This is a genomic window from Litorivivens sp., assembly GCF_041625495.1.
Taxonomy (GTDB): domain Bacteria; phylum Pseudomonadota; class Gammaproteobacteria; order Pseudomonadales; family Spongiibacteraceae; genus Litorivivens.
Window position 1 is genome coordinate 1 of record NZ_JBFJTH010000012.1, and the last position, 22,630, is coordinate 22,630.

22 protein-coding genes, 1 tRNA gene and 1 pseudogene are annotated in these 22,630 nt (G+C 55.1%); 14 read left to right on the forward strand and 10 right to left on the reverse strand.

Annotated elements, in window-relative coordinates:
* Together ABYP39_RS02480 and ABYP39_RS02485 are read right to left on the reverse strand one after the other, a co-directional pair.
* Positions 1 to 797 (reverse strand): annotated as a pseudogene (locus ABYP39_RS02480) (ABC transporter permease); the annotation flags it as partial.
* On the reverse strand, positions 797 to 1,456 hold the full coding sequence (locus tag ABYP39_RS02485) for an ABC transporter ATP-binding protein (protein ID WP_372780984.1): 660 nt from the start codon (positions 1,454 to 1,456) through the stop codon (positions 797 to 799). The pseudogene ABYP39_RS02480 and the gene ABYP39_RS02485, both read right to left, overlap by 1 nt.
* 197 nt (positions 1,457 to 1,653) lie before the next feature.
* Here ABYP39_RS02485 and ABYP39_RS02490 point away from each other — a divergent pair.
* A tRNA-Pro gene (locus ABYP39_RS02490) sits at positions 1,654 to 1,730 on the forward strand.
* A 325-nt stretch (positions 1,731 to 2,055) separates the two neighbouring features.
* Here ABYP39_RS02490 and ABYP39_RS02495 read toward each other — a convergent pair.
* Positions 2,056 to 2,778: a 4'-phosphopantetheinyl transferase gene (locus tag ABYP39_RS02495; protein WP_372780985.1), complete on the reverse strand. Its 723-nt coding sequence runs from the start codon at positions 2,776 to 2,778 to the stop codon at positions 2,056 to 2,058.
* Positions 2,779 to 2,927: 149 nt separating this feature from the next.
* Between ABYP39_RS02495 and ABYP39_RS02500 the strand changes: the two genes are divergently transcribed.
* Complete coding sequence (locus tag ABYP39_RS02500; protein WP_372759470.1) at positions 2,928 to 3,236, forward strand: SET domain-containing protein; 309 nt, start codon at positions 2,928 to 2,930, stop codon at positions 3,234 to 3,236.
* A gap of 41 nt (positions 3,237 to 3,277) precedes the next feature.
* On the opposite strand, the gene groL is transcribed toward ABYP39_RS02500, so the two are convergent.
* Positions 3,278 to 4,906 (reverse strand): chaperonin GroEL, encoded by a 1,629-nt coding sequence (groL, locus tag ABYP39_RS02505; protein ID WP_372780987.1) that lies wholly within the window; start codon positions 4,904 to 4,906, stop codon positions 3,278 to 3,280.
* Positions 4,903 to 5,217, reverse strand: coding sequence for a co-chaperone GroES (groES, locus tag ABYP39_RS02510; RefSeq protein WP_372747404.1), 315 nt, complete (start codon positions 5,215 to 5,217; stop codon positions 4,903 to 4,905). Before groES ends, groL begins: the two co-directional genes overlap by 4 nt.
* Positions 5,218 to 5,495: 278 nt before the next feature.
* Between groES and ABYP39_RS02515 the strand changes: the two genes are divergently transcribed.
* Positions 5,496 to 6,089, forward strand: a complete 594-nt coding sequence (locus tag ABYP39_RS02515) for a hypothetical protein (RefSeq protein ID WP_372747403.1) — start codon at positions 5,496 to 5,498, stop codon at positions 6,087 to 6,089.
* A 95-nt stretch (positions 6,090 to 6,184) separates the two neighbouring features.
* On the opposite strand, the gene ABYP39_RS02520 is transcribed toward ABYP39_RS02515, so the two are convergent.
* Positions 6,185 to 6,868 carry an SDR family oxidoreductase gene (locus ABYP39_RS02520; protein ID WP_372764102.1) on the reverse strand — a complete coding sequence of 228 codons (684 nt, stop codon included), beginning with the start codon at positions 6,866 to 6,868 and terminating at the stop codon, positions 6,185 to 6,187.
* Positions 6,869 to 7,021: 153 nt separating this feature from the next.
* On the opposite strand from ABYP39_RS02520, the gene ABYP39_RS02525 reads away from it, so the two are divergent.
* Together ABYP39_RS02525 and ABYP39_RS02530 are read left to right on the forward strand one after the other, a co-directional pair.
* Entirely contained in the window at positions 7,022 to 8,500 is a 1,479-nt protein-coding gene (locus ABYP39_RS02525; RefSeq protein ID WP_372747401.1) for an HDOD domain-containing protein, read from the forward strand.
* A gap of 85 nt (positions 8,501 to 8,585) precedes the next feature.
* Complete coding sequence (locus tag ABYP39_RS02530; protein ID WP_372747400.1) at positions 8,586 to 8,804, forward strand: hypothetical protein; 219 nt, start codon at positions 8,586 to 8,588, stop codon at positions 8,802 to 8,804.
* 91 nt (positions 8,805 to 8,895) lie between these two features.
* Here ABYP39_RS02530 and ABYP39_RS02535 read toward each other — a convergent pair whose 3' ends face one another.
* The 4 genes from ABYP39_RS02535 to ABYP39_RS02550 are packed head-to-tail and all read right to left on the reverse strand — an operon-like array spanning position 8,896 to position 13,276.
* The gene (locus tag ABYP39_RS02535) at positions 8,896 to 9,834 is read right to left on the reverse strand and encodes an alpha-L-glutamate ligase-like protein (RefSeq protein WP_372747399.1); all 939 of its coding nucleotides are present in this window, start codon (positions 9,832 to 9,834) and stop codon (positions 8,896 to 8,898) included.
* The gene (locus tag ABYP39_RS02540) at positions 9,831 to 11,375 is read right to left on the reverse strand and encodes an inactive transglutaminase family protein (RefSeq protein WP_372780989.1); all 1,545 of its coding nucleotides are present in this window, start codon (positions 11,373 to 11,375) and stop codon (positions 9,831 to 9,833) included. Before ABYP39_RS02540 ends, ABYP39_RS02535 begins: the two co-directional genes overlap by 4 nt.
* 35 nt (positions 11,376 to 11,410) lie before the next feature.
* A complete protein-coding gene (locus ABYP39_RS02545) occupies positions 11,411 to 11,935 on the reverse strand; it encodes an ATP-dependent zinc protease (protein ID WP_372747397.1) in 525 nt (174 codons plus the stop codon).
* Between the two features lie 9 nt (positions 11,936 to 11,944).
* On the reverse strand, positions 11,945 to 13,276 hold the full coding sequence (locus ABYP39_RS02550; RefSeq protein ID WP_372747396.1) for a succinylglutamate desuccinylase/aspartoacylase family protein: 1,332 nt from the start codon (positions 13,274 to 13,276) through the stop codon (positions 11,945 to 11,947).
* A 226-nt stretch (positions 13,277 to 13,502) separates the two neighbouring features.
* On the opposite strand from ABYP39_RS02550, the gene ABYP39_RS02555 reads away from it, so the two are divergent.
* From ABYP39_RS02555 to ABYP39_RS02595, 9 genes are all read left to right on the forward strand, one after another.
* On the forward strand, positions 13,503 to 15,062 hold the full coding sequence (locus tag ABYP39_RS02555; RefSeq protein WP_372758777.1) for a 2-isopropylmalate synthase: 1,560 nt from the start codon (positions 13,503 to 13,505) through the stop codon (positions 15,060 to 15,062).
* A complete protein-coding gene (locus ABYP39_RS02560) occupies positions 15,063 to 15,809 on the forward strand; it encodes a hypothetical protein (protein WP_372750016.1) in 747 nt (248 codons plus the stop codon).
* Positions 15,782 to 16,270 (forward strand): ribosomal protein S18-alanine N-acetyltransferase, encoded by a 489-nt coding sequence (rimI, locus tag ABYP39_RS02565; protein ID WP_372780991.1) that lies wholly within the window; start codon positions 15,782 to 15,784, stop codon positions 16,268 to 16,270. The genes ABYP39_RS02560 and rimI overlap by 28 nt, the downstream gene beginning before the upstream one ends.
* A gap of 1 nt (position 16,271) precedes the next feature.
* A complete protein-coding gene (locus tag ABYP39_RS02570; RefSeq protein WP_372750014.1) occupies positions 16,272 to 16,673 on the forward strand; it encodes a hypothetical protein in 402 nt (133 codons plus the stop codon).
* 33 nt (positions 16,674 to 16,706) lie between these two features.
* Positions 16,707 to 17,867 carry an epoxide hydrolase gene (locus ABYP39_RS02575; protein WP_372780993.1) on the forward strand — a complete coding sequence of 387 codons (1,161 nt, stop codon included), beginning with the start codon at positions 16,707 to 16,709 and terminating at the stop codon, positions 17,865 to 17,867.
* Positions 17,868 to 18,048: 181 nt separating this feature from the next.
* Positions 18,049 to 19,836 (forward strand): acyl-CoA dehydrogenase, encoded by a 1,788-nt coding sequence (locus ABYP39_RS02580; protein WP_372749184.1) that lies wholly within the window; start codon positions 18,049 to 18,051, stop codon positions 19,834 to 19,836.
* A gap of 161 nt (positions 19,837 to 19,997) precedes the next feature.
* Entirely contained in the window at positions 19,998 to 20,456 is a 459-nt protein-coding gene (locus tag ABYP39_RS02585) for a MaoC family dehydratase (protein ID WP_372749183.1), read from the forward strand.
* 11 nt (positions 20,457 to 20,467) lie between these two features.
* Positions 20,468 to 21,385 carry an SDR family NAD(P)-dependent oxidoreductase gene (locus tag ABYP39_RS02590; RefSeq protein ID WP_372749182.1) on the forward strand — a complete coding sequence of 306 codons (918 nt, stop codon included), beginning with the start codon at positions 20,468 to 20,470 and terminating at the stop codon, positions 21,383 to 21,385.
* Positions 21,386 to 21,440: 55 nt separating this feature from the next.
* Positions 21,441 to 22,622, forward strand: coding sequence for an acetyl-CoA C-acyltransferase (locus tag ABYP39_RS02595; protein ID WP_372749185.1), 1,182 nt, complete (start codon positions 21,441 to 21,443; stop codon positions 22,620 to 22,622).
* Positions 22,623 to 22,630: the final 8 nt, after the last annotated feature.

Here is a 22,630-nt window from a genome sequence, read left to right on the forward strand (position 1 = left end):
TAAGCCATCATCTTCAACCCATTGAACTCTTCTCGCAGGAAGCGGTTTGAAAGCTGAAGATCGCGGCCATAGGCACCTTGTCCACCATACGGTTGGAGCATGGGATCAAGCTGATCAATGATGTCCTGAATAGTCGCCTGCGGCTGAACCTGAATAACGATGTCATTAAATGCGCCCTCCATATTGAAAGCCGTAGCAAGGCGCTGCTCGGGCATCCACATGACGCCGAAACGGGCAAAGTCAGGCATGATCGATCCGGGCGGAATCTGGTAAATATATTCAGGGGAAAGAGCGATCCCGACGACAGTAAGCTCGCGCTTTCGGCCATTGATAACCGCCTGAATGGCGGCGCCGGATGAAAGGTTGTGCGCTGCGGCAAAAGTATCACTGATCAGTACTTCGTCACGTCGGCTGTCCGGCATGCGTCCAGCGGCTATATGCAGTCGGTTCAGCCGAGGCCCTGCAGCAGGTATGGAGACCAATACGCCGGATATCGGATCACTAAAATCCGGCAGGCTGAGATTAACTTGAGCGACCACCCGTGGCTCCACCGATGCAATACCGGGTAAGGCCTCAATCCGCCTTGCTAGCGACTTGGGGGCGCGCTTCAGGTTGGCGAAAATATCCGCAAAGCCGTGCTCCCGATAGTAGGTATCGCGCGTAGTCAGCAGAGAATCATAGGTAGACAGACTCATTACGCAGACCGATACGCCGCCGGCCATAACCAGAGCAATCGCCAACACCTGCCCTCGAAGATGCCAGAGTTCGCGCCACAGTTTGAGTGTAAGCGCTCGCATCACCAGCTAACCTCGGCTGGCTTAAGTGGGTGTGCGTTATGATGGATATCGGTGATGCGGCCGTCGCCCAGTAAAATGACGCGGTCTGCGATTGCTGCAATTCCAGCGTTGTGGGTAATAATGGCCGTTGTGGTTCCCAACTCCTTGTTCGCCCGAACCAGCGCGTCCAACACAACGGTGCCAGTTTTCGAGTCCAGGGCCCCCGTGGGTTCGTCGCATAGCAGTACTTTCGGATTTTTGGCGATGGCGCGAGCGATGGCCACTCGCTGTTGTTCACCCCCAGACATTTGGGCCGGGAAATGGTTAAGCCGCTCCTGGAGGCCAACGAGACCAAGGGCATCTTCCGGGCGCATCGGGTTTGCGGCAATCTCGGTAACCACCGCCACATTTTCCCGCGCCGTGAGGCTTGGAATTAGGTTGTAGAATTGAAAGACAAAACCCACATGGTCGCGGCGGTAGCGCGTCAGTTCTCTATCCCGAACATTTGTCAGGCTCTGGCCGCAATAACTGACCTCGCCCTTTGTTGCTGTATCCAATCCGCCAAGAATATTCAGAAGGGTGGATTTGCCGGAGCCGGACGCCCCCAGCAGGACAACCAACTCGCCTGCAAAGAGATCGAGATCGACCCCGCGTAACGCATGCACTACCACCTCGCCCATGGGGTAAGATTTGGTGACATTGCGGGCGCAGAAAACCCGTTCTGGAGGTGTTGGTTCGATAGTCCGACTCTCCTCGTTATCCCTTCAGTGTAGATCAGCTTGGCGTGTGCGCGTATTTTGGTGGGCTAATATTGAGCCTGTATCAGGCGTTTGGTACACTACCGCGCCCTGCCGCAGGGCAGGGTCCCGCTATGTGTCGGAGTGTAGCTCAGCTTGGTAGAGCACTGTCTTCGGGAGGCAGGGGTCGGAGGTTCAAATCCTCTCACTCCGACCAGTAAAATCAAAAAGTTATTTTCTTAGCGTACTAGCGCGTTTCATTGCCTGTCATCACTGTTGCCCCTGTGTATTACCGCGGCGAACGTGTTTAGCTAACTATAAGATGCAAAGATCAGTTGAGTTGGCTTTCCTGTCGGTCGGCTCGGCTTCATATTTCTGCTTAGTAAGGTGGTGGGCAATTTTCCCGGGCATCGATGAGGTTGGAGCAAGCCCGTTATTGTCGCTTTGCTTTAATTGACACTGGGTATGCCTATAGAACTGACTGCGGTAGCTGGTGATATTGTGACATGCAGACGATGCTGCCAAGTGGGAAAGCAGGTACCTTAAATAGGAGCAGCTAGCCAGGTTATCCCTCTATTAGGCTCAAGAATGTAGCGCACGCAGAGTTCCCGCCCTGCAAGCGGATTGTTTGGCAATGTCTGCGTTATTTCAAAGTATAAAGCCTCTATGTCGGTGTCAATTGCCAGAAGTCTGGCAGCACTGAAGCCGAAAAATTGCCTTACATAGGGGAATAGGGCTTTGTAGATACTCTCTTTGGCTGAAAAGCAGAGACTGAGTGCTTTGCTGTAGCCAAGTGTGCTGCTATTGATAAGTGCAGTCTCCTCTGCACTAACGATCTTGCGTGTAACGCGCTCAGCTTGGGTGTCCGTCATCCAGTCAACGGCGTCTACTCCCAGTACGGATTGTGCCTCGGTGGATGCAACGACGCACAGCGCAAAATCGTCCGTGTGGGTTATACTGCCGCACATCGACTGCGGCCAAATCGGGCATCGATCTTCATTGGTACTAATGCTTGTGTTGGTAGCACCGGCCGCAGACAGCGCCATTTGTGCCAGATAACGGCCAATAAAATACTCACTGCGACGCTTTGTAACTGCACGTTTTATGTTAGACGGGCAGTCAATGCCACACTGGCTAAAGAAGCTGTCGGAAAAATGCGCGTCGTTACGCCTGGCTGCGCGCGCGATGATTGACGCTGGTGCGTTGGGTAGCACGATGGAGGTCGGTAAGAAATAGCTCGGTGTTAACTGCGTTATGGCGGGCATGCCGGGTCCCGGTTGATTGGCCTATATCATGTGCGTTGCTTAGAGAGCGACACTTTACCAAAGTAACTGGCTCTTTGTACTCAACAATTGCCGGTCTTCTATGGTTGAATAAAGCGAATTCAAAATATCAACGAGGAAAGCCGATTGTTATGGCGAAGACCCACCGGGGCGTAAAAGTAGGGAAAAGTCCGATCAGTGGCAAGGGACTGTTTGCGGAAAAATCCATTAAAGCCGGCTCAGTGCTCGGTTATTGTAAAGTAGAGAAGACGCAGGAAGCGTGTGAGCACACACTCACTCTGGATGATAATTCCATGTATCGGGTGCTGTGTGATCTGAAATATATCAACCACGCAAGGCCATCAAATGTCATTTATTACGATGACTTCAGTGTGGTGGCGCTGCGCGACATTGCGCCAGGTGAAGAGTTATTGCACGACTACGGGGAAGAATGGGCCTGAAAAGGCAGAGGTAAAATCTACCCCTGCCTGGTGTGAGCTACCTAGAAGTCCGGCATCTGTGGTGCGGCCGACTTGGGCTTGTCGTCGACGCGCTCGGCTACCATGGCTTCAGTGGTCAGGATCAGTCCGGCGATGGAACCTGCGTTCTGCAGGGCAGAGCGGGTTACCTTGGTCGGGTCGATAATACCGTGCTCGATCATGTCAACGTAGTCACCAGTCTGGGCGTTATAGCCCCAGTTGATGTTGTCATTGCTGCGCACTTTGTCCAGTACCACGCTACCGTCGACACCGGCGTTAGCGGCGATTTGACGGAAAGGTTCTTCCATCGCCCGCAAGGCAATTTTGATGCCGGTGTCCTGGTCGGCGTTTGCGCCTTTCAGATTGTCCTTGCGTAGTTGCTCGGCAACACGGATCAGGCTGATGCCGCCGCCGGGAACAATCCCTTCTTCAACCGCCGCACGGGTGGCGTGGAAGGCGTCGTCGACCAGGTCTTTCTTCTCCTTCATTTCCACTTCGGTGGCTGCACCAACCTTGATCACGGCCACGCCGCCCGCCAGTTTGGCGACTCGCTCCTGTAGCTTCTCCTTGTCGTAGTCAGAGGTGGACTTCTCAATCTCGGCACGAATCTGGGAAACCCGGGAAGTAATGTCGGCCTTGTTACCGGCGCCATCAACAATGGTGGTGTTTTCCTTGTTGATAACAACACGCTTGGCTGTGCCCAACTGATCAATATCGGTGGTATCCATGCCAAGCCCCACTTCTTCGGAAATGACGGTGCCACCAGTGAGCACCGCGATATCCTGCAGCATGGCTTTGCGGCGATCGCCAAAGCCGGGCGCTTTGACAGCGGCCGTTTTCAGTATGCCGCGCAGGTTGTTGACCACCAGTGTGGCCAGCGCTTCGCCTTCTATATCTTCAGCAATCAGCAGCAGTGAGCGGCTGGCTTTGGCGACGGCTTCCAGTACAGGCAGCAGGTCGCGAATATTGCTGATTTTCTTGTCGCACAGCAGGATGTAGGGGTTATCCAATTCAACCTGCATCTTCTCCTGGTTATTGATGAAGTAGGGCGACAGATAGCCGCGGTCGAACTGCATACCTTCTACCACTTCCAGCTCGTTCTCCAGCGACTTGCCTTCTTCGACGGTTACGACACCATCGCGGCCGACTTTTGCCATCGCTTCGGCCAGAATGTTGCCAATGTCGGTATTCCAGTTGGCAGACACGGTAGCAACCTGACCTATGGCCTTATTGTCGTCACAGGGCTTGGACATTTTTCCAAGCTTTTCGGTGGCCGCAGCCACAGCGGTATCGATACCGCGCTTGAGATCCATCGGGTTCATGCCGGCGGCGATGGCTTTGTGACCTTCGCGGACCAAGGCTTGGGCGAGAACGGTTGCGGTGGTGGTTCCGTCACCGGCGACATCCGCGGTTTTGGAAGCCACTTCTTTCACCATCTGTGCGCCCATATTTTCGAACTTGTCCTTAAGCTCGATTTCTTTGGCTACCGATACGCCGTCTTTGGTTACGCGCGGCGCACCAAAGCTTTTGTCGAGCACAACGTTGCGACCTTTGGGTCCCAGCGTAACTTTGACGGCGTCAGCGAGTATATTCACCCCTGCCAACATGCGCTCGCGGGCATCGTTGGAAAACTTGACTGTCTTGGCACTCATGCTGCTTTCTCCTGAATTTCAGACTGTTCGACAATGGCAAAAATTTCAGATTCTTTGATGATCAGGTAGTCCTCGCCATCGATCTTGACCTCGGAGCCGGCGTACTGACCAAACAGTACGCGGTCGCCGGCCTTGACTGACAGACTGCGCAGTTCTCCGTTGTCGAGAAGAGCACCTTCGCCCACTGCTATAACCTCACCTTGTGTGGATTTTTCCGCGGCTTTGTCCGGGATAACGATGCCACCTTTGGTTTTGGTTTCCGCAGCGAGGCGTTTGACAACCACCCGATCGTAGAGCGGCTTGATACTCATCGAGCATTCCTCCAATTAACATTTATGTTGTTAGGGAAGGAGGCGACAGGGGATGGGTCACGTCTCCTTCTGAGCGGCTTAATGGGCGCCAGTCTGCGCGTTTTCAAGCGGTGTCGTTTAGATTATTTGAGAATAAAGAATATGCGGTTTAGATGAAATTTGTGGTTTAGGGCGCGGTAGGGGTGAACTGCCGTACAAATCCTTATTTTTCAACTAGATATTTTGGGGCTATATATTATAAAAACCTAGTAGGTCTAGCGTGAACAGGAGACTAGTAGATGCCGACTTCACAACCTATCTTCGAGCGAAACCTTGCCGACTACTTTCGTGAGCGCCTGCAGGAATGCGGCGAGCAGCTGGCGCCGCCACCGCAGGAAGACACGCTGTGGTATATGGGCAACGTGCTGGCACGGTTTGGGGACAGTGATCAGCTGTTTAGCTACGACGAAGGTGAGCTGGGAATTCGGCCATTGGCCCTGCTTTACAAAGATGCCCACGAAGCGGGCACAACGCGCGAGCGCTGTCTCATCTTGCGGCAATTAGGTGACATGGCGTTGTTCATTGGCGCGCTGTTTCCCGAACGTTATGCCCGTCGCGGCATTCTCAAAGACTACTTTGTTGGTATGGGCGGAGGCGCATACAGCTACCTGTCTGAAAATGCGCCAAAGAATCGTCATATCTTTTCAGAGCTGGCCGAAACCTTTAGCCGCATGCTGCATCTGGTGGAACAGGCCTGCTCAAAAGAGCAGCTTTTCGACGCCTCGGATGTGTTGGGGCTGTATGAGCGTTGGCGTGCCACAGGTGATATTCGCTTGCGCGAGCAGCTGGAGGCGCTGGGGATTTGCGTGATGGATCAAGGCCAGCTCCACTGATCGAGTAGGCAAACCGGACAAGTTTCTACCAGGCGCGCAAACACATACAAAGTTGCACACTTATAAGTTGGGTTGCTTGCCTTTTATGCAGCGTACTATCGCTGCACCCAGCCTCCGCATACAGGAAATACCTGTCCGACAAAATGGTTAGCTGCGTCGCTGCAGAGAAAAGCCGCGAATTCAGCGTCTTCGCGCGCGCCGACCAAACGGCCCAGCGGAACTTCTCGCTTTAGTCGCTCCTGAAAGCGCGGGTTGGCCTGCACCTCTGGGGGAAAGTAGGTTGGGTTATCAACAAAGTTTTGGGCAATAGCGTTTACCTGAATATTCTGCGCCGCCACTTCCACACCCAGTGCCTGAATATAGGCCAACTGCGCGCCCCGGGCAGCGCTGTAGGTGGAAGCGCGTTTCATGCCACGCAGGGCCGAGGCACTGCCCATCAAGAGTATCTTTCCCTGTCCTCGCTGGATCATGTTCGGCAAGGCCGCCTTGCAGAGCCGGGGCAGCGGGTCAACCAGCGCGGCAAAGACCTGCTGCCATTCGTCTTCTTCCACCTCAATCGCCGGGGTGCTGGGCGCTGGCAGGGCGAGATTGGCGAGCAACACGTCAATCTCGCCCGCTTCCGCCAGTAGCGCGGCGGGTTTGTCGATGTCTATCAGGCTGTCATGGTTAGCCACCACGTCTGCGCCCTGGTCTGCCAGGGTTTGGCACAGCGCGGGCCCCATGAATTCGCCAGCCTGGGTAACCAGAATTCGCTTGCCGCTCAATGGTTTGTGAGTCATCGAAAAATCCTCATGTTTTTTGCATGTTAGGGAAATAGGCGAGGTGTTGGCAAGGCGTGACACCCCAGTGTGCAAGCACTTGCGGACAGTACGGATGTCGCTGTGTCATTCGCTCATCTAAGCTTGAGGTTATTGGTATTTCAGGGATTAATCTTGTCAGATTCAGACATTGCAAAAATTATGAGCGGAGAAGCTCAATTGCCGACCATGCCCGAAATTGGACGGCAGTTGATCGCCTTGCGTTCGCAACCGGACATAACGCTGGAGGAATTGGTGCAGGTTGTGTCGCTGGATGTGGCGCTGGCTGGAACGTTACTGCGTTATGCCAACTCCCCTGCCCACAATCTGGGGGCAACGGTAGAGTCAGTCGAGCGTGCTGTGATTATCATGGGTTTCAAGGCGGTGTTAGATGTGGCGCTGTCGCTGACGCTGATCAAATCGCTGACTGAGCAAGCTGGACCGTCACTCGACTACAACCAGTTCTGGAAGCGCAGTTTGATAGCGGCTGTTGCCGCCCGTGAATTGGGAAGTGTACAGCGTGAAGAGGCTCTGGATGAGTTATTTCTGGCGGCGCTGTTACAGGATATTGGCATGCTGGCGCTGGATCGCGTTAAAGCCCATGTGTACGAAACATTGGCCGACGGTCAATGTAACCATGAGCAGGTGTGCGCGACCGAGATGGCGTCGCTGGGGTTCGATCACGCTAAATTCGGTGCCGCACTGTTGAAGAAGTGGGGGCTGCATGACCGCACGGTAATGGCCGTTGTAAGTAGTCATGACGATCAGAGTCAGACTGAGCAGGGCTTTCTTGCCTGTGTTGCGGCGTCGGGTATGATTGCCGATTTTTTTCTGGCCGGTGGTGGTAAGGTCGCGTATCAACGCCTCAGTAAAACGCTGTACCGCTATTTCAGTATTCGCGATTCCCAGTGTATGCAACTGATAATGGACATTGATATAGCCATTAACCACGCGTCTTCACTATTTTCCAGCATTGTTAAATCGACTGGCGACACCCGTGTTGATGTCGCAGCGGACGCGACGTCGATTTCTTCCAGTCCGCGTGCTAAACAACCGGAAGCTTTTGTTTCATTGAGTCGGGAGACCTACCTAGACGATGAAGGCGAGCTGGACGGCATCATGAGTAGTAAGGCCTTTGAAAACAGCCTAAAAAACAGTTTCAAGATGCTCCGTGGCCGGCCGATCAGTGTTGCGTTTCTGTCTATCAATAACCTTAAGCAACTAGAGAAGGAGCACGGCCGTAAAGTAGCTAGTTTGTTGCTCCGGGTTGTCAGTCGCAAGCTGCAGGAACAGATACGGATCGAGGACTTTGTCAGTCGCTACGGAGACACCTTTGCCCTTATTTTGCTTGGTTCTTCGATAGAAGATACTGCGCGTATCGTCGAGCGCATTGCCGAACTGTTTCGTGAGGCACGTTATGCCGTAGCCAGTGGTAGTAAGGTTGCGCTGGAGGTGAGTGCCGGCGTGGCGGGCAGCTCTGGCGAACTGCATTTCGAATCGGAAACAAGGTTGCTGGAAGCGGCTGCCGATGCCCTGATGCGTGCCCGCAACGCGGGTAACTACACGATTGAATTGCAAACGCCGGAGCATCGTTTGATGGCGCTGGTGGGCTAACTTTTCCCGCTAATTTGAATCCGTTACACTGCCTTCGCTGCGGCCTAGCCGTGGCTTCATGTCAAACGGATAAAGGAAAGCTGTGATGGAAATTGTAAAGCGTACCAGCGAGTACACCATTGTGAAAAAGCGCAATGGTCGTTTTGGTGTTCAGGGTAAAGGCCGAAGCTGGATCAATGCAGAAGAGAAAGTGCGGATTCTTAAAGACGCTGGTCTGATCAAGGCGCCGGAGCCCAAACCTGCAGAGCCTGAAGAGGCGCCAGCTGAAGAAGAGGGCGCAGCCGGTGAAGAAAACGCTGAGTAACCCAGTGATGTAAAAAACGACGTAGCAAAAGGGCGACCATCGTGTCGCCCTTTTTATGCGCTTGCCGCGCAAAGCGTGAGACTGAAATGGCTCAATACAGCTTTTCGCACGCCAAGGCCACGCGGTCTTCGGCGCGCGTTGGAATGTTCTCCATCTGCTCAACCAGCCTGAGGTTGAACAGCAGGCCGCGACCTGTGGCCAACTGTACGTTGAGTCCTGGACGAGCATTCAGTTCCAGCATCAGCGGGCCCTTGTCCCGGTCGATCACCAGGTCGACGCCAATATAGTTCAGCCCCACCATTTCCGAGCAACGCGCAGCAAGTGTCATGATAGTTTCCCAGTAGGGCAGTTGCAGACCGTCGATGGGCTGGAGGGTGTCCGGGTGGACTTTGGTCACGTCATTGGCGCGCACGCCGCTGCGGGTTATCCCTGTTTTGATATCAATGCCGACACCGATGGCACCCTGATGAAGGTTGGCCTTGCCGTCGGAATCCCTAGTCGGCAAGCGCAGCATGGAAGCCACCGGCACGCCGCGAAACACAATCACCCGAATATCCGGCACGCCCTGGTAGCTGATGGCGTCAAAGAAGGGGTCGCTTTCCACCCGATACTCGATAATCGCGGTATCGGGTACACCGCCTAGACTGTACATGCCACTGAGAATGTTGGAGGTGTAGCGCTGTACCTGCAGGCTGCTCATAATCTGGCCGCTGGCTTTGGCAAAGTGGTCGCCAATACGGCTGGTGACCACTAGTACGCCGTTGCCGCCGCTGCCGTTGTTGGGTTTGATAACAAAACTGCTGTACGGCTTGAGCGTATCGCTCAGGTTGCGTACATCGTGTTCGATTTCCACGGTGGCGTAGAGCTCGGGTACGGCAATATTGTTTTCAATTGCCAGCAGTTTGGTGCGTTTCTTATCGTCTACGAGTGGAAACTGGTTGCGCGGATTGTAGGGCATGATGAACTCGGCATTGCGCTGGTTAATACCGACAATGCCGCGCTCACGCAGGCGCCTGGCCCAGGTAATCATGATTTCGGCTCCGGTGGGTCAAACTTGAGTGCCGCGCGAAAGCGCCACAGTTCCGTGAGCCGATAGCCGGTATAGCGGCCAAACAGCAAAGTGATCGCCAGCATGCATAGCAGCAGCTCCGGAAACACGAAAAACATATGAACAAGAATGTCGTTGGTCATCAGCAGGTAGCCGAGCACCGCGGTGAACAGACTGCCGGCACCTTCTTTCATGGCATCGCCGGCGCCGAGTTCTTCCCAGACGATGGACATGCGTTCAATGGTCATGGCCATGATAACCATCGGGAACAGCGCTACTGACATGGCGCGGGTGCCACCGAAATAGTGCGTCAGTATGCTGATGAGAATCATCATAATCACCACGATAATCAGCACCGACGCTAGCCTCGGTACCAGCAGTAGCATCAGCCGGTCCAGATAAAATCGAATTGAGAGGCCCACCGCGATCATCAAGGTAAATAAAATGATCCCCCAGAATAACTGGGTCTCTCTAAAGGCCAGTGCAATCAGGACGGGCATAAAGGTACCAAAGGTGCGTATGCCTACCACATTGCGCAAAATGACAACCAGCAGCGCGCCCATGGGTACCATCAGCAGAATGCGATAAACATTCTGGGTTTCCAGTGGCAGGTTGAACAGGGAGGCATCGATGAGCGACGAGCCCATGCGCTCAGCCCGCTTTCGCGCGATGTCGACAATTTCGCGGTAATTACGAGCGGCCGAGAAGACCACCTCGGCAGCGCCGGCGCCTTCAACCCAGACCAGTGGGCCTTCGCCGATACGCCATACCAGAAAGTTTTCCGGCAGTCCGGGCTGGCCGGTGAGCGGGTTAAACGATAACCAGCGCCGTCCGTTGTGTACCTGAATCCAGGGCTTAAGTTGTGCGTTATTGACGGTTTCGCTCAGCTCCAGCCCATACAGTATTCGGTTGGGGATGCGGGAACCCTTGAGGACTTCACTGATTTCATAGACCCAGGCTTCATCATTGTTGGCGCGTCCGCGCAGCAGAGCGACATTCTCATTGGGTTTGTCCGCATTGAGTTGCAGTAGCAGTTCGCGGGTGTAGGTGGCGATATCGGCTGATTCATTGCGCACATCGTCGAGAATCGCTTTGATGGCCGAGTTATACGGCTCCGGGTAGACCGGTGCTTGGGGAAAGGGGGGAGTTGGACCAGTGAGCTCATTGCTGTTGCTGTCGCGGGCGATGGAAATCCGGTAATAAAGCGTTTGTGGGCCATTGGCACGGCGTACCGCCCAGTTGGCCCAGCGATTTTCCCGGTCGTTTTCGATAGCCAGTCCGTAGTTGCCGGAGATGTAGTCTTCATCAAGCGTGACAAAGCCAGGCGCCTGATGCGGCACTGCAAACTGTACCTTGGTGGGTTTGCCTGTACCCTTGAAGGCGATGCGAGCCTGTACGGTCCAGACCTCTTCGTCTTGTCCCGGCTTGAGTGGCAGGCCGAAGACATTCACTTTGTAGATGCAAAGCCCCAAGCCAACCGCAAACAGTATGGCAGCGAGAATTCTCAGTTTTAAGTCGCGCATTGGCTATCCCCATGCGGGCGCTGTTCAGCCCGTTATTAATCTTCTTGCTCTACCTCACGGCAGTGCTCTTTAGTCAGGTAAGTAGCGCTTGAATCGATGACGGCTACACCGCCGAGAAAGCGCCGACCCAGCAGGATACGGTAGTTGAATTCGCCACGGTCGCTAAGCGTAAACTGGGTTGTATGAACGCGGCCGTCAAAACACATATCCAGTTCTATCACCGGGCGGCGGTCAGCACCACCGTCGAGATCTTTGATTTTCACGCCTCGGACCAGAGGGCGCTCCATTTCCTTGGTGTCGCCGTCTTTATCGACAAATTTGAAACGCACCCAGTCGTTGCCGTCGCGCTCAAACTCTTTTACATCAATAGCGTGAATAGACGACGTGTTGGCGCCCGAATCCAGCTTCGCCTTGATTGGGGTGTCGCGTATGTCCAGCACGGTAACGCGTTCAACCCAGCCGGCAATGACCTTGCCGGCTCGGTCTTTTTCGGCCAGCACAGGGTTGGCAGCAAGTGCCAGTAATAGCCCGGTCAGTGTGGTCTTCATCCAGGTCGACATAGCTCCTCCTTACTCAGGGTGATCGTCGGGTTCGGGGGCGGGCGGCTCCATTTCGGAGGTGTCCTCCCCCTTGCCGCGTACCGGCAGCGGCTTGGTAATCACGGATTTAGTGGCTTCTTCGGCGGCCTTGCGCGCCGCCTCATTCACGGCCTGTGGATCATCCCCGCTTTCACTGGCGCTAGCAGCCGCTTCTTTTGCGACTTCGTGCACAACCTTGCGCACGCTTTCCAGTGCCGCATCTGCGGCGCCCTCGGCAGCCTTGTCAACGGCGGCGCCTTCGGTCTTGTGCAGGCCAAGGTGATAGGCCGCAAAACCTGGCATCACCATCTGGTTCAGGGCCATACCTATGATGGTGCCCTTGGCTTTGGCGCGGATCACCGTGCTGCGGTTGGTAATGGGATCGGTCACGGAGCCGAGTATCTCGCCTTTTTTAACCGAATCACCCACTTTCACTTCGCTGAACAATACGCCACTTTGATCTGCGCGCAGCCAGATTGATTCGAAGAACACCTTCTGATCCGAGGCGACCTTGTTGTATTCGCCCATCAGGCCAAAACCACGCATCGCAGAGAGTACGCCTCGCACCCCCTGGGCCACCTCTTCCGGCTGCAGGTAGAGTGGTTCGCCAGCTTCAAGGGTAACGGTTGGAATGCCTGCTTCCACGGCCGCACGTCGCAGCGTGCCCACAGCGCCAACACTGTGCAGTACCACAAAATTGTCAAACAGCTGGCTCAGCTTCGCTACCTTTGGGTTGCTCAGGTCTGCCCGCAGCTGGGGCAGGTTGGTGCGGTGGAACGAGCCAGTGTGAATGTCGATCAATGCATGGCAGTGGCTAATCACATCCTGGAAAAAGTGGTGAGCGATGCGCGCGGCGGAGCTGCCGGTGGGATTGCCGGGAAAATAGCGGTTGAGGTCGCGGCGATCGGGCAGGTAGCGTGAATTGCGCTGAAAACCGTAGAGGTTGACGATGGGTACTGCAATCACCGTACCGGTCAGATTCTCGGTATCCAGTGCGAACATGATGCGCCGGATAATCTCTACCCCATTGAGCTCATCGCCGTGAACGGCGCCGGTCAGACACATGGTTGGGCCGGGTGTGTTGCCCGCCGCAATCAGTACTGGCGTGGGAAGAGCCAGCCCGGATAGGGGTTGGCCCGCAGACCACGCGCGCCGATCCAGAATGCCAGGCGTGATGGGCTTGCCCAGCAGAGGGCGCTGGGTAGAGCGATCTATAGGGAGCTCGGGCTTGATGGGTTCAACGTCAGAAACACGCTCAGTTGCCCAGCTTAAGCTGGCCAGCAGCGCACTGCCGAACAAGAGACCGCGATGGAGTCGAATCATAAACCACTTTACCCTGAGTGAATGTGTGCGCACTTTATCCTAAGTGTTATAGGTCTGCTGTGAAGAATTTGCGAAATATGCACGTGTATCAATGGAACTTTCGGTTTGTCTACAATGGCTTGAATCCGTGCTCTTGCCCGATCAAGGACGATATCGCCCTCTGCTTTACACGCATTCTGTGTGAAAATAGCCTAACAGTACATAAGGACTCTGGCGGGAGAAGGTAATGGCGAACGAGCAGGCCAAAGATTCACTGATCATATTTGATACTACCTTGCGAGATGGCGAGCAGAGCCCCGGCGCGTCGATGACACGAGACGAGAAGGTGCGCATCGCCAAAATGCTCGAAAAAATGGGTGTCGACGTGATCGAGGCCGGCTTTGCCATTGCCAGTCAGGGTGATTTTGAGTCAGTTAAGGCGGTTGCAGAGGCGGTCAAAACCAGCCGGATCTGCTCTTTGGCGCGCTCTGCCACTAAAGACATCGAGCGCGCGGGTGAAGCCCTCAAGCCTGCTGCGCTGTCGCGTATTCACACCTTTATAGCCACCTCGCCCATTCACATGGACTATAAACTGCGGATGAAACCGGATCAGGTGGTCAGCGAGGCCGTGCGTGCCGTGCAGACCGCCCGCAATCTGACCGACGACGTAGAGTTCTCCTGTGAGGATGCCTCTCGCTCCGAGTTTGATTTCCTGTGCCGAATTATTGAGCAGGTCATTGCCGCGGGAGCCAGCACCATCAACCTGCCCGACACGGTGGGTTACGCTGAGCCTCAGGAGTATGGACGTTTGATTGGCCGCCTGATGCAGGCGATACCCAATGCCGACAAGGCAGTGTTTTCCGTGCATTGCCACAACGATCTGGGGCTTGCAGTAGCCAACTCTCTGGCTGCGGTGCTGGAAGGTGCTCGTCAGGTCGAGTGCACCATTAACGGTTTGGGTGAGCGAGCGGGCAACGCCTCGCTCGAAGAAATTGTGATGGCGGTGCGCACCCGGGCCGACGTCTTTCCGGTTGAAACCCGGATCGATGCCACCCAGATCGTACCGACCTCGCGATTGGTGTCGACGGTGACCGGGTTCCCGGTGCAGCCCAACAAGGCTATTGTTGGCGCCAATGCGTTTGCCCACGAATCCGGCATTCACCAGGATGGCGTGCTCAAATACCGTGAAACCTACGAGATCATGCGGGCTGAGGATGTAGGCTGGAATACCAATAAACTGGTATTGGGCAAGCACTCCGGTCGTGCCGCGTTTAAAGCCCGTCTGACGGAACTGGGTATCAGCTTTGCCAGCGATGAGGCCTTTAACGACGCCTTCACCCGGTTCAAGGATCTGGCCGACAAGAAACACGAAATTTTTGATGAAGACCTGCAGGCGCTGGTCAGCGAAGTTGTACCGGCTGATTCTGGGGAGAAATACCGCTTCGTTGGGTTGGAATCCCATTCTCGTACCGGGCAGAAACCACAGGCCAAATTGCGAATTGCGGTCGATGGCAGCGAAGAGTTTGTCGAGGCTGAAGGTGATGGTCCGGTAGATGCGGCCTTTAAGGCGGTCGAGCAGCTGGCCAATAGCGGTGCCACCCTCAAGCTATATTCGGTCAACGCGATCACCCAGGGCACTGATTCTCAGGGAGAAGTGACGGTGCGTCTGGAAAAAGATAATGTGATTGTGAATGGCAACGGCGCCGATACCGATATCATCGTGGCCTCGGTCAAAGCCTACCTCAATGCCCTGAATTTGCTGGCATCCGGTATTATGCGCACTCACCCCCAGAAAGAAGGCGTGTAAATGTTTCAGCAACTACCGGAAGGCAAGCGACTCGCCTATCTGGACGCGATGGGCGTGGAAAGCTTCTTCCCGCGTATCGCTTTGCCAGGCGCGCCGCCGCCGGTACTGTGTGAAACCCTGCCAGAGCCGGTGACTACAGATGCAGGCCCGCCAGCGGCTGGCGTGGAACCGGTTTCTGTGCGGCCTGCCACGTCTGCGGCGCCCGAGATCAATAGGGAAGCCTTGCTGAAAGACCTGCTGCCGCGCGAAAAATCGGCGCCGACAGCGGCAGCCACAAAGCCAGCAACAGCCGAAGCAAAACCGCAAGAAAGGCTTCAGTTCACCCTGCGATTTTATCAGGTGGCCGGTCTTGCCATGATTGTTGACAGCTCACCTGCGGCCACACCAGAGCCCGCAATTGTGCGGTTTACGGCCAACCTGCTGTTGGCAATATCGCGTCTGGACGGAGAATGGGAAGGGAGCATCAAAGACAGCCTTCACCATCACCTGTTTCGCTGGCCTCTGGTAGGCAATGCCCAGATTGAACAGGGCGCCACAGCGGCACGCGAGGCCGTCACGGCAGCGGTGCAGGCCAACTGTGAACGCCATGCAATTCCCCGAATACTGCTGCTGGGTGAACAAGCGGCAGACTTTGGTGCGGGTGATTATTCTCATTGTCGAGTGTTGAGCAGTCACAGCGTATCCCATTTTCTGATGAACCCACTGGCGAAACGGGCACTGTGGCAGAGCCTGCAGGCATGGGGCTGAGCCTTTCCTCGCCAGAGGTGGATAGGCTGGGCGTCGACGAGCTCGACGCGGTAATGACACTGGAACGCAGCGCTGGGCCATACTGCTGGAGCAAGGCAGACTGGAAAAGCAGCCTGGAGCAGGATTTATGCTACAAACTGGTTGCAGACAATGAATTACTGGCGGTCGCGGCATTTTCTGTGGTCTGCGATGAGGTAAGCCTGCTGAATATCGCGGTGCCTGCAGCCTGTCAGGGGCGGGGCTATGCCAGCCACCTGTTGCAGCACTGTCTTGCAGCGTTTGCTGCACAACATCTGAAACACTGTTTTCTGGAAGTGCGGCGTTCAAATACGGCTGCGTTGGCGCTATACAAAAAGCTCGGTTTTGCCAGTATTGGCGAGCGCAAAAATTATTACCCAGTGGCAGGCGGGCGTGAAGACGCGCTGGTTTTGCTCTGCCAATTACAACGGAAGGAGCAGTAGCATGCGTGAATTGGAAACCGACTGGTGGTTTCTGTCGTTGCCGGAGGACTGGGTAGTTGATCAGGATGACGACAGCATTGTCATTACGGACCCGGACGAAGTCGGTGTGATCACCCTGACCTCTCTGATTACCGACGGTGAACGCGATATCGAGGCCGGTATTCACGCATTGCTGGAATCTCTGGATGTAAACCTCAAGTCGGTTGAACCGACGATGCTGGGCGATTTCGATGGTTTCTATCAGGAATTTGTCGACGGTGACGACTGGGTGCGTGAGTGGTATCTGGGCAGCGAGCACTGTCTGCTTTTGGTAAGTTACGACTGCGATCCTGAAAACCGGATGATGGATCGGGAAGTGGTGGACCAGATTCTGGACACGCTGTCGCTTAAGGAAACCTCCTAATCCGGGGCGCCGTACAATCCGATGGAAGAACGCATGGCACCCAAACCGTTTACAGTTGCGATTAGCGACGATGACATTGTCGATCTGCATCAGCGCCTAGACAGAGCTCGCTGGCCAGATCAGCTTAATACCTCAGATTGGGCTTACGGCACCGACCTGGCTACCTTGCAAGCACTAGTGCACTACTGGCGGCACGATTTCGATTGGCGCCAGCAGGAAGCGGCGCTGAATCGCTACAACCAGTTTACGCTGGCGTTCGACGGTCTTACCACGCACTTTATTCACCAGCGTTCACCCCACGCAAACGCCACTCCCTTGTTGATTAACCACGGCTGGCCGGGCTCTATTGTGGAGTTCCTCGACGTGCTGCCGCGCCTGCTGGAGCCGGAAAAATATGGCGGTCGCGTTGAAGACGCGTTTCATGTGGTTGCGCCTTCACTGCCCGGCTATGCTTTTTCAGAGGCCGCCAAGTCACCGGGCATGCACACCCGCGCCATTGCCGAGCGGCACAGCAAATTGATGGCGCTGTTGGGCTATGACAGCTACTTGTGCCAGGGTGGCGACTGGGGAGCCATGATTACCCGGCAGTTAGCCGATCTTGACCCACAACACTGTAAAGGTGTGCACTTCAATATGTTGCTGGCCGGGCCGCCGGCAGACGGCGATCCTATGGCCGGAGTCAGCGAGCAGGAGCGACAGCGGCTGCAGGGCGATGCCGCCTTTGCCAAAGAAGGGATGGGTTACTACAAGCTGCAGGCCACGCGGCCGCAAACGCTCGGCTATGGGCTGAATGATTCGCCGGTAGGCTTGTGTGCTTGGCTTACCGAAAAGTTTTACAGCTGGACGGACTGCGATGGCGACATTCGCAATGCGGTGAGCTGGGACCGCTTACTGACCAATATATCCCTGTACTGGTTTACGCAGTCCATTACCTCATCGACGCGGCTTTATTTCGAGCATCGCCGACACAAAGACACGGTGCAGCGGGTGAAACTGCCCACTGGAGCCACTATTTATCCCGGTGAACTGGTGCGGCCGCCACGGGCATGGGCTGAGGCGAGCTACAATCTCATACACTGGTTTGAAGCGGAGAAAGGTGGCCACTTCGCCGCGCTGGAGCAACCGCAGGTGTTTGCTGAAGAGCTCTGGCGTTTCGCTCAGGCCTTGCAGACGCGAGGCGATTTGCCTGCCTAATCGGCGGCAAACGCCCGCAGGGCGGGCATTTAACGGTTTGTGCCCTGTCGGTTGAAGACACGTCTGGACTCTCCAGGACCCTCCAGGACCCAGCGCGTCCACTGACATGCCATGTCGTGTACGCGCCAGGCCCCAGCAGACAGAATAGGCGGCTCGTTTATTCTGATCGTTAGGGGACACCATGGCAGCACCAATACTCAGCGAACGTGATCTGCAGTTTATGCTTTATGAGCTGTTCGACGCAGAAGCCCTGACTGAGCGGCCTCGCTATAGCGACCATAGCCGCGAAACCTTTAATGCCTCCATCGATACCGGCCGTCAGATTGCGGAAAAGTATTTCATTCCAATTCGCCAGAAGGTCGATACCGACCAGCCGACCTTCGACGGCGAAAAAGTGCACATGATCCCGGAAATAAAAACAGCGGTTGATGCGGCGACAGAGGCCGGCTTTGTGTCAGCGACAGCTGACTATGAGCTGGGCGGTATGCAACTGCCACCGATTGTCGCATCGGCAGCCTCTGCCTACCTGACAGCCGCAGGCAGCACAACGCTGGGTTATTTGAGTTTGACCAACGCCAACTGCAACCTGATCGAAGCTCATGGCACGCAGGAACAGATTGAGACCTGGGTGCGTCCCATGCGAGAAGGGCGTTTTGCTGGCACCATGGCCATGACAGAGCCCGGTGCGGGCTCTGGCCTGGCGGATCTGACCACCTCGGCGGTGAAGTCAGATGACGGTAGCTATCGCGTTACCGGCTCCAAGATTTTCATCTCCGGTGGTGACCATGAACTGAACGAGAACATTGTTCATTTGGTGCTGGCGCGGGTGAAAGGGGCGCCGAAAGGTGTGAAGGGAATATCGCTGTTCATTGTGCCTAAGTTTCTGGTCAATGAGGATGGCTCGCTGGGTGAGCGCAACGACGTGGCGCTTGCTGGTCTTTTCCACAAGATGGGTGGTCGGGGGCAGACCTCTACCGCCTTGAGCTTTGGTGAAAAAGACGGGGCTGTCGGCTACCTCGTGGGCGAGGAAAACAAAGGGCTTTCCTATATGTTCCATATGATGAACGAAGCCCGGATTATGGTGGGAACCGGTGCGGCAGTCATGGCGCTGACCGGATATCAATATTCGCTGCACTATGCCCGCGAACGCCCGCAAGGCCGTATTCCCTCCCAGAAAGACCCCAATTCACCGCCGGTGAATATCATTGAACACGCCGATGTGCGGCGTATGCTGTTGGCCCAAAAGGCCTTCGCAGAGGGCGGGTTTGCGCTATGTCTGCTCGGGGCACAATTGGCGGATGACGAAAAGACGGCACCCACGGAAGAAGAGCGACAGCAGGCACACCTGTTGCTGGATTTTCTCACGCCGATGATCAAATCCTGGCCGTCGGAATACGGGCCGGAAGCCAACGACTTGGCGATTCAGGTATTGGGCGGTCACGGCTACATCAACGAGCATCCGGTAGAAATGTTCTACCGCGACAACCGCCTGAATCCCATTCACGAGGGCACAACGGGTATTCAGTCGCTGGATTTGCTGGCGCGCAAAGTACCGATGAATAATCTCGCAGGCTACAAAGCCTGCCTTGCCGAGATTCAGAAGACGATCAGTCAGGCCGAAGGCGGAGAGCTGGCTGCTGAAGCGGCGCAGCTGACCGATGCACTGGCGACCTTACAGAAAACCACAGAAAGCCTGCTGGGCGCGATGATGGAAAAGCCCATTGATCTGGCGCTGGCCAATTCGGTGAAATACCTCGATATGTTTGGTCATGTCGTTATCGCCTGGTTGTGGTTGAAGCAGGGCCTGATTGCCCAGCAGAAACTCGGATCCGACCCCGGTTTCTATCAGGGCAAGCTGCAGGCGATGCGCTACTTTTTCCGCTATGAACTGCCGCTGATCGAGGTGTGGTCTAAGGTTCTTCGAGATTTGGACAGTACTTGCCTGGATATGCAGGATGAGTGGTTTTAAATAGGGTGTTGCGCCCCTTTACGTCACTTTCGCGTACCTATCGTGTAGCTGTTGTGTAATTAAGGTGACAGTACTCAGGAGCGATACCGTTTTATAATCCCCTCTTTCATCGAGAGGGGAGTACGCTTAGGGAATTTCCCAATCAATAAGGAGAAGCACGCATGCAAGTCGTAAAAAAAGAAGACCTTCAAGGCTGGATTGGCAAAGAGCTGAGCCCGTCGGACTGGTTGGAAGTGACTCAGGATCGTGTAAACCAGTTTGCCGACTGCACGCTTGATCATCAGTTTATTCACGTAGATCCGGAAAAAGCCGCGCAAACGCCTTTTGGTGGGCCAATCGCCCACGGCTTCTTAAGTCTGTCTCTGCTGTCACATTTTTCTGAGCAGTACAGTCTCGTGATTGATGGTATGCAAATGGGTATCAACTATGGTTTCGATAAGGTGCGTTTTCTGGCGCCAGTGAGAGTGGGTAAACGCATCCGTGCCAATGCGCGGGTAGTGGCTATCGACGAGACCAAGCCGGGGCAGTTCCGAATGAAATCTGAAGTTACCGTAGAAATAGAAGGTGAAGACAAGCCGGCGCTGATCGCCGAGTGGCTCACCGTTCAAGTTGTCGCATAAAGGAGAAATCAATGTCTGTACGTTTTGATGGCAAAGTCGCCATTGTTACTGGTGCCGGTAACGGTCTGGGTAAATCACATGCACTGGAGCTGGCCGCGCGCGGCGCCAAGGTGGTGGTTAACGATCTGGGCGGTGCCCGTGATGGCAGTGGTGCCTCTTCTGATGCCGCTAAAGCGGTGGTGGCTGAGATTGAATCCAAGGGTGGTGAAGCCATCGCGCACGGCGCCAATGTGGCGGTGATGGCTGAAGTCGAAGACATGGTCAAGCAGACCATGGACAAGTGGGGCCGCGTTGACATTCTGATCAATAACGCTGGTATTTTGCGCGACAAATCCTTTTCAAAAATGGATCTGGCGGACTTCCAGTTGGTGATGGATGTTCATGTGATGGGATCCGTGAACTGCACCAAGGCGGTTTGGGAAATCATGAAGGCACAGGAGTATGGCCGCATCGTTATGACGACATCCTCCAGTGGCCTGTACGGAAACTTTGGTCAGACCAACTATGGCGCGGCGAAAATGGCCGTTGTTGGCTTCATGAATACGCTGGGCCTTGAAGGCGCTAAATACAATGTGCGCACCAATGCACTGGCGCCGACCGCCGCTACGCGTATGACTGAAGATCTGATGCCTCAGGAAATACTCGACATGCTGGTACCTGAAGCAGTTACCGCCGGCGCTCTGACCCTGTGTCACGACGATGCCCCCAACCGCATGATTCTTGCGGCAGGTGGTGGTGGCTATGCCAGTGCGCGCGTGTTTGAAACCGATGGTGTGTATCTGGCGCCGCAAGACCAAACGCCTGAAGGTGTGCTGGCCAACTGGGAAGCCATTAATGATACTGGCCGCCAAGGCACCATCGAAGCGGGCATGAAGCAGTCAGAGAAGTTTCTGCTCAAAGCCCAGGCTTACCTGGAATCACTGAAGTAATGATTAGGTGCCTCTCCTGCGGAGGGGCGTCACAGACCTGTTTAGGAAGGGAATGATGAAAGACGCTGTTATTGTATCCGCTGCTCGCACCCCAATTGGCAAAGCCTACCGTGGTGCATTTAATAATCTGGAAGCTCCATCGCTGTCTTCTTTTGCAGTGCAGGCCGCCGTTGAGCGTGCCGGGGTTGATCCGAACGAAATCGACGACTGTATATTTGGTGCGGCGCTGCAACAGGGTAGTCAGGGCGCGAACCTGGCGCGTCACGTTGCCATGGCCTCGGGCTTGCCGGTCAGCGTTTCCGGTATGACCATTGATCGTCAGTGCTCATCGGGTTTGATGACAATTGCCACCGGCGCCAAACAGATCGTTATGGATGGTGCGCCGATGCTGATTGCAGGTGGCTGCGAATCCATTTCGCTGGTGCAGAACGAGCACATGAATGTGCACCGCATGGTTGACCCGAAATCCATTGGCAATGCACCGCACATTTATATGGGCATGCTCGATACCGCTGAGGTGGTCGCCAATCGTTATAACGTTTCTCGTGATGCGCAAGATGAGTATGCCCTGCAATCCCAGCAGCGCACTGCTGCGGCACAGGAAGCCGGTAAGTTTGACGATGAAATCGTGCCAGTAACCGCAACCAAGCTGGTAATGAACAAGGAAACCGGTGAGACCAGTGAAGAACAGGTGACCCTGACCAAGGACGAAGGTAACCGTCCTTCGACTACGCTGGAAAGCCTGCAGGGCTTGAAAGCCGTTCGCGACGGCGGGTCTATCACGGCGGGCAATGCTTCTCAGCTTTCTGATGGCGCCGCTGCGGTTGTCATGATGGACAGCAAGCTGGCCGAACAGCGCAATGTGGAGCCGCTGGGTATTTATCGTGGTATGGCTGTTGCGGGTTGTGAGCCGGATGAAATGGGTATTGGCCCTATCTACGCGATCCCCAAGCTGCTTCAGCGCACCGGTCTGAAAATGGATGACATTGGCCTGTGGGAGCTGAACGAAGCTTTTGCGGTGCAGGTTATCTACTGTCGCGATAAGCTGGGCATTCCCAACGAGAACCTGAACGTTAACGGCGGTGCTATTTCCATTGGTCACCCTTACGGCATGAGCGGTGCACGGATGGTCATGCACGCGCTGATTGAAGGCAAGCGTCGCGGTGTGAAGTATGTTGTTGTCACCATGTGTGTCGGCGGCGGCATGGGTGCTGCTGGCTTGTTTGAGGTGGTATAAGCATCGAG